This window comes from Streptomyces silaceus (genome assembly GCF_001419745.1).
GTDB lineage: Bacteria > Actinomycetota > Actinomycetes > Streptomycetales > Streptomycetaceae > Streptomyces > Streptomyces silaceus.
In genome coordinates this window covers 1-6,701 of record NZ_LIRJ01000466.1, presented here as the reverse complement: position 1 = coordinate 6,701, position 6,701 = coordinate 1, and the positions used below count along the sequence as shown (strand labels likewise).

Here is a 6,701-nt window from a genome sequence, read left to right as displayed (position 1 = left end):
GGGCGGCTGGGCGTCGGGCCCGGGGGGAGGGTGCTGTCCGGGCTCCCCTACTCCGCGTGGGACGGGCTCAGCGGCGGGCTCTACGCGGCTCTCGCCGCGGGGGGTTCCGTCGTGCTCTGCCGGCACCTCGATCAGCTCGGTGAGGACGGGCTGGAGAAGCGGATCGCCGACGAGAAGGTGACCCTCACCCTGCGGTGACCGGCCGGGGGCCTTGGGCGGTCACCCCTGGGCCGCGGGTGCGTCGTGGCGACCCGCGCGGTTCCCCCCGCCCCCCTCACGGGGCGTCCCCGGGCGCACCCCATTCCCTCGTTCGGCGCACTCCTGACCCTGGCCCAGAGGCCTCCCGCGTCTCGTCGGGCCATGGTCGTTAAGGACGCACCACGCACCGACGCAGCCATGAGGGGTGGACGCACACGTGACCGACACCGAAGGGACGCCCGAGCCGAAGGGCACGTACGGGCCCGGTGCCGGGGCGAGCGCCACCGGGGCCGGGGCCGTGCGGCGCAGGCGTCGCTGGCTGCGCTGGACCGCCCTCGGCGTCGCCGTCCTGGTGCTCGCCGCGGGAGGCGTGGGCTGGGCCGCGTACGAGAAGCTCAACGGCAACATCACCAAGGACACCGACGCGGCCGCCGAGCTGGCGCGCTACGAGAAGGAGCGGCCGACGCCGCTGGTGCACGACGCGCAGAACATCCTGCTCATCGGCTCCGACACCCGCGCGGGACGGGGCAACCGCAAGTACGGCAGGGACCCGGGCACCCAGCGCTCGGACACCACGATCCTGCTGCACCTGGCCGCCGACCGGCAGAGCGCGACCGCCGTGTCGATCCCCCGCGACCTGATGGTGGACATCCCCGGCTGCCGCAGGCCGGACGGCTCCCGGACGCAGGCGCAATTCGCGCAGTTCAACTGGGCGTTCGAGTTCGGCGGGACGGCCTGCACGGTCCGTACCGTCGAGAAACTCACCAAGATCCGCGTCGACCACCACATGGTCGTGGACTTCGCGGGATTCAAGGACATGGTCGACGCGGTCGACGGCGTACAGGTCTGCGTGAAGAACCCGATCGACGACGCCGACGCCCATGTGAAGCTCGCCGCCGGACTGCGGACCCTCAACGGCGAACAGGCGTTGGGTTACGTACGCGCCCGCAAGAGCCTCGGCAATGGCAGCGACACCGACCGGATGGACCGGCAGCAGGAGTTCCTCGGCGCTCTCGTCAACAAGGTGCGGAGCAATGACGTCCTCTTGAATCCGACGAAGCTCTATCCCGTTCTCGACGCGGCGACTTCTTCACTGACGACCGACCCCGGACTCGCGAGCCTGCGGGGTTTGTACGAACTGGTGCGCGGCATGCGCAATATCCCCACAGAACGGGTGCAGTTCCTCACCGTGCCCCGGCAGTCGTACACCTACGACGCCAACCGCGACGAACTCGTCGAGCCGGCGGCGGAGCAGCTCTTCACCCGGCTCCGCACGGACACCCCGGTCGAGGTGACCCCGCACGAGCCCGAGAAATCGGGGTCGAGCCAGGAGCAGGTGTCCGAGGAGTCGTCCTCGAACGGGTCGTACGAAGAGGACTCCTCCTCCGAGGAGGAGTACGACGACTCCGGTGAGTACGGGAGCGACGAGAAGCCCGACGACCCCTCTCATACGCCGTCACCCGCGCCGACATTCCGGGGCAACACGGCCGCCGGCTCCTCCTGCGAGTAAAGCGATCCTCAAGGGAAGGGCACGCCCCACAAAGAAATAGGGCGGATTGCCCAGTTGTAGGGGAGTGGAATTTGTCACCGGTGTCGTTCGGCGCTGAACTGGGCGGATAGTGTGAGCGATCCGGTGCGCCGGGCCAATCGGCCGCGCACCGCTGGAACGAGTGACCGAGCGCCTTCTTGAGGGGGGAAAGGCGCCGCGTGGCCCTGACGGAGGACGCAAACAACCGTGGACGCGCAAGGCCGTGGGCGGGCGGAGAACATCGACCCCGCAGACCAGTGGGTACTCAACCCGGATACCGGTGACTACGAACTGCGACTGAGCCCCTCCGCAGGGCAGTCGTCGGTGCCCGGACCTCGCAGATCGGCGTCCCGGCAGGGTGGCCGCGGCCGCCCCGCGCCGGGCCGTGAGCGCCCCCGCGGGGACGAGCGCGACGAGCAGCGCGAGGTGCCCGTGCAGCGCAGGCGCCGCGTCAAGGAGCCCGAGCCGGCGCCGGCCGGCCGGCGCAAGCAGAAGCCCCGGAAGTCCAAGGGCAAGAAGGTCCTGATCTGGACGGGCGGCACGCTCGCCTTCCTGCTCGTGGCGGGCTGCACCGGCGGCTACCTCTATTACCAGCACCTCAACGACAACATCACGTCGATAAACGACGACGGCGCGGGCACCGGCGGCTTCAGCAAGGACCGGGCCATCAACATCCTGGTGATGGGCACCGACAAGCGCAGCGGTGACGGCAACAAGGGGTACGGCGACGAGGGCAGCGCCGGTCACGCGGACACGACGATCCTGCTGCACGTCTCCAAGGACCGTACGAACGCGACCGCGTTGAGCATCCCGCGCGACATGATCACCGACATCCCCGACTGCCCGACCACGATGGACGACGGCACCAAGAAGACCATCCCGGGCTCGCAGAACGTGCGCTTCAACGAGAGCCTCGGGCAGTTCGACCGCACGCCGAGCTGCACGATGCGCACGGTCACGAAGATCACGGGGATAAAGCTCGACCACTTCATGGTGGCCGACTTCAACGCGGTCAAGACGCTCTCCAGTGCCGTCGGCGGTGTCGAGGTCTGCCTCGCCAAGGACATCGACGACCCCAAGTCGCACCTGAAGCTGGGCAAGGGCAAGCACACCATCGAGGGCGAGGAGGCGCTGGCGTTCGTCCGCACGCGCCACTCCGTGGGCACCGGCGGCGACTTGAGCCGGATCGAGCTGCAGCAGCAGTTCCTGAGCGCGCTGATGCGCAAGCTCAAGTCGAACGACACCCTCACCAACCCGAAGAAGATGATCGACCTCGCGGAGGCGGGCACCAAGGCCCTCACCGTCGACTCCACGATCGCGGACATAATGAAACTCCGTGACCTGGGCATGGAGCTCGGCAAGCTCGACATGAAGAACCTGAGCTTCGCCACGCTGCCGGTCATCGACAACCCCAACGAGAAGGTCCACACCACGGTCGTGCCCGACCCGGCCAAGTCCGAGCAGCTCTTCGCGATGATGCGCGCCGACGAGTCGCTGACCGAGGTGAAGAAGAAGGAGAAGAAGGAGAAGGCCGCGGTGGCCGCCCGGCTCAAGGGCCCCAAGGCCGACGCCTCCGAGGTGCGGGTCGACATCTACAACGGCAGCGGGAAGACCGGCGCCGCTCAGACAACTCTCACGTGGCTGCAGAACAATGAGGGCGTGCTCAAGTCCAGCCAACTGGGGAACGCGCCCTCGGACATCAAGAAGACGACGCTCGAGTACGCGCCGGACCAGGCGGACCAGGCCCGTCGGCTCGCCGACATCATGGGGCTGCCCGCCGCCGCCCTGAAGCCGGGCAAGAGCGAGAAGAACGCACAGGGCCTCCCGGCCATGAAGCTGACGCTCGGCGGCGACTTCAAGGGCGCGGGGGTGCCCATCTCCGCTCCGGCGAAGGCGCCGGAGGGGATCCAGAAGGTCGAAGCCGACAAGACTGTGTGTGCCAAGTGACCTGAAGCGGTCGTTCTGCGTCTAACAATGCGCCAAGGGTGCGACATCGGGGGGATGTCGCCGCGGCGCCAAGTGGACGCAGGACGCACGCAGTTCAGGACAGGGGCGGGGAGGGGCTGGGGATATGAGGCAGGACAGCGTACGGAGGGAGAGGACCGAACGGTCCGTGGAGCCCTCGGACGGGGGCGGTGAGCCCCCGGAGGACACCGCGGAGGGTGGCGACGGGAACCGGCACCGCAGACGGACCGGCCGGGAGCGGCCGCCGCGCCGCAAGCGCCGGGTGCTCCGCTGGTCGGCAACGGTCCTTTCCGTACTGATACTTGGCACGGCCGGCGCCGGTTACCTCTACTACCAGCACCTCAACAACAACCTGGAGACCGACGACCTGAACCTCGGCGACCACCGGGCGCCCGAACCGACGCCCAACGCCGCGGGCCAGACCCCGCTGAACATCCTCCTCATCGGCTCCGACGCGCGGAACTCCAAGGAGAACCAGAAGCTCGGCGGCGCCAAGGAGACGTTCGGCGCGCCGCCGCTGGCCGATGTGCAGATGCTGCTTCACCTGTCGGCCGACCGCACCAACATGTCGGTCATCAGCATGCCGCGCGACACCCTGCTGCAGATCCCCAAGTGCACGGACCCCGACGACGGCAAGGTCTACCAGCAGACCGGCCCGCGGGCCATGACGAACGAGTCGCTCGGCCGCGGCGGCCCGGGGTGCACCGTCGCCACCTGGGAGAAGCTCACCAACATCCACATCAACCACTTCATGATGGTCGACTTCTCGGGTGTGGTCTCCATGGCCGACGCCATCGGCGGCGTACCGGTCTGCGTGGACAAGAACATCCACTCGCGCGACCGGGCGGGCCACGGCTCGGGCCTGAAGCTGAAGAAGGGCACCACGGAGGTCCAGGGCAAGCAGGCGCTGCAGTGGCTGCGCACCCGCTACGGCTTCGAGGGCGGCACCGACATCAGCCGCGCCAAGGCCCAGCACATGTACATGAACGCGCTGGTCCGCAAGCTCCGCGAGAACACGGGCCTGACCAGCCCCAACCAGCTGCGCAAGCTCGCCGAGGAGGCGACGGACGCGCTGAAGGTCGACGACGGCCTCGGCACCATCAAGAAGCTGTACGACCTGGGCAACGAGCTCAAGAAGGTCTCGCCGGAACGCACGACGATGACGACCATGCCGTTCGAGTACGCCGGCGAGCGCGTCGTCCCCAAGCCCGGCGACGCGGAGCAGCTGTTCCGCCTGGTCCGTGACGACATCCCCCTGGACGGCAAGGGCAGGAAGAAGCCGGCCGAGGAGAAGCTGTCGGACGACCCGGCCGCGGCGGACGACAAGATCGCCGTCCAGGTGCAGAACGGCACGCGCTCGGCCACCGAGCCCCCGGCCGGCGGCCGGGCGAGCGCGGTCGCGCAGCTCCTGGCCGGCAAGGGCTTCACGAAGGCGACGCCGGACACGACGACGGCGCTCAGCGAGGAGAAGACCGTCATCCGCTATCCCAGCGCCGAGCTGGAGGGCGACGCCCAGCGGATCGCCAAGTCCCTCGGGATGCGGCTGAGTTCGGTGAAGAAGTCGACGGACGTCTCCGGGGTCACGCTGGTCGTCGGCGCCGACTGGCGCGAGGGCGACACTCCGCCCAAGGCCAAGAAGAACGACGACAGGACGCCGGATTCGGCGGACGCGCTCAGCGGCTCCGACAAGAAGGCGTGCATGAAGGTGGACCCGAACTTCACCTGGTGACGTACGGACGCGGGCCCCGCTTCCCGGGCGCGGGAGGCGGGGCCCAAGTGCGGTGTCGCGTACGTCCGTCGAGGCCGCTCAGGCCTGCTGGGTCTCGCCCATGACCGCCGGGCGGCGCGAGGCGATGACCTTCCTGGCCAGGGCGCGCGGGCTGGTGAGGAAGCCCCAGCCCCATGACATGTGCATCGTCGCGAGCGCCACCGGGATCTGCAGGCGGGCCTTCAGCGGCAGGCCCTTGCCCGCCGGGACCGAGCCCGCGGCGATGGCCGCGAGATAGCCGCCGGGGATCACGAAACCCCACGGCGTGAGGGCAGCGCCCACCACGACGCCCGCCGCGATGGCGCAGACCGCGGTCGGCGGCGCGAGGTAGCGCAGGTTGATGGAGCCCTGGTGGTAGCGGGCGACGACGTGGCGCCAGCGGCCGTAGTCCTTGTACTGCTTGGCGAGGGCCTTCACGCTCGGGCGGGGGCGGTAGGAGACCTTCAGCTCCGGCGAGAACCAGATCAGGCCGCCCGCCTCGCGGATGCGGAAGTTCAGCTCCCAGTCCTGCGCGCGGATGAACTCCTCGTTGTAGCCGCCCTGTTGCTCCAGGGCCTCGCGGCGGAAGACGCCGAGGTAGACCGTCTCGGCCCGCTGGGCCTCGCCGCCGGTGTGGAAGGCGGCGTTGCCCACGCCGATCTTCGAGGTCATGGCGGCGGCGACCGCGTGCTCCCAGTCGTTCTGGCCCTCGGCGTGCATGATGCCGCCGACGTTCATCGCGCCGGTCTCCTCCAGGAGGCGGACCGCGGTCGTGATGTAGCCGGGCGAGAGCGCCGCGTGGCCGTCCACGCGCACCACGATCGGGTGACGGGACGCCTTGATGGCGGCGTTCAGCGCCGCGGGGGTGCGGCCCGTCGGGTTGGGCACGGTGTGGACCCGGGGGTCTTCACGGACCAGCTCGGCGGCGATCTCGTCCGTGCGGTCGGTGGAGGGGCCGAGCGCGACGACGACCTCCATCTCGCCCGCGTACTCCTGCTGCAGGATCGCGTGCACGGCCTCGCGCAGATGCCGCTCCTCGTTGAGGACGGGCATGATCACCGATACGGCGGGAGGCTGCACCTCAGACTTCGCGTTCATCACGCGTCACGTTACCGCGAATGGGGGACACGGGCGCGCGCCGTCCGGGTCGCTACCCCGGGCCGCATTTCGTATGGCCTTACGTTTCTCGGGTTCCCGGATCTTCACCCACCCCCAGTCAGGCCCGTTCTCCGCGGAGGTGTCCCCCACGTGCCCACACCACCC

The 6,701-nt window shown here is 69.3% G+C and carries 4 protein-coding genes and 1 pseudogene; 4 read left to right on the top strand and 1 reads right to left on the bottom strand.

The window, feature by feature from the left end:
- From AOK22_RS40385 to AOK22_RS34185, 4 genes and pseudogenes are all read left to right on the top strand, one after another.
- A pseudogene (locus tag AOK22_RS40385) lies at window positions 1–198 on the top strand (TIGR03089 family protein); the annotation flags it as partial.
- 217 nt (window positions 199–415) lie between these two features.
- Window positions 416–1,708: an LCP family protein gene (locus AOK22_RS34195; protein WP_055702604.1), complete on the top strand. Its 1,293-nt coding sequence runs from the start codon at window positions 416–418 to the stop codon at window positions 1,706–1,708.
- 225 nt (window positions 1,709–1,933) lie between these two features.
- A complete protein-coding gene (locus tag AOK22_RS34190; protein ID WP_079037006.1) occupies window positions 1,934–3,673 on the top strand; it encodes an LCP family protein in 1,740 nt (579 codons plus the stop codon).
- A 124-nt stretch (window positions 3,674–3,797) separates the two neighbouring features.
- On the top strand, window positions 3,798–5,420 hold the full coding sequence (locus AOK22_RS34185) for an LCP family protein (RefSeq protein ID WP_055702602.1): 1,623 nt from the start codon (window positions 3,798–3,800) through the stop codon (window positions 5,418–5,420).
- Between the two features lie 78 nt (window positions 5,421–5,498).
- Here AOK22_RS34185 and AOK22_RS34180 read toward each other — a convergent pair whose 3' ends face one another.
- Window positions 5,499–6,536 (bottom strand): glycosyltransferase family 2 protein, encoded by a 1,038-nt coding sequence (locus AOK22_RS34180; protein ID WP_055702601.1) that lies wholly within the window; start codon window positions 6,534–6,536, stop codon window positions 5,499–5,501.
- Between the last annotated feature and the right edge of the window lie 165 nt (window positions 6,537–6,701).

Excerpts from the sequence above, each read along its gene's own strand:
- AOK22_RS34185 (WP_055702602.1), top strand. The coding sequence starts at position 3,798 with ATGAGGCAGGACAGCGTACGGAGGGAGAGGACCGAACGGTCCGTGGAG.
- AOK22_RS34180 (WP_055702601.1), bottom strand. The coding sequence starts at position 6,536 with ATGAACGCGAAGTCTGAGGTGCAGCCTCCCGCCGTATCGGTGATCATG.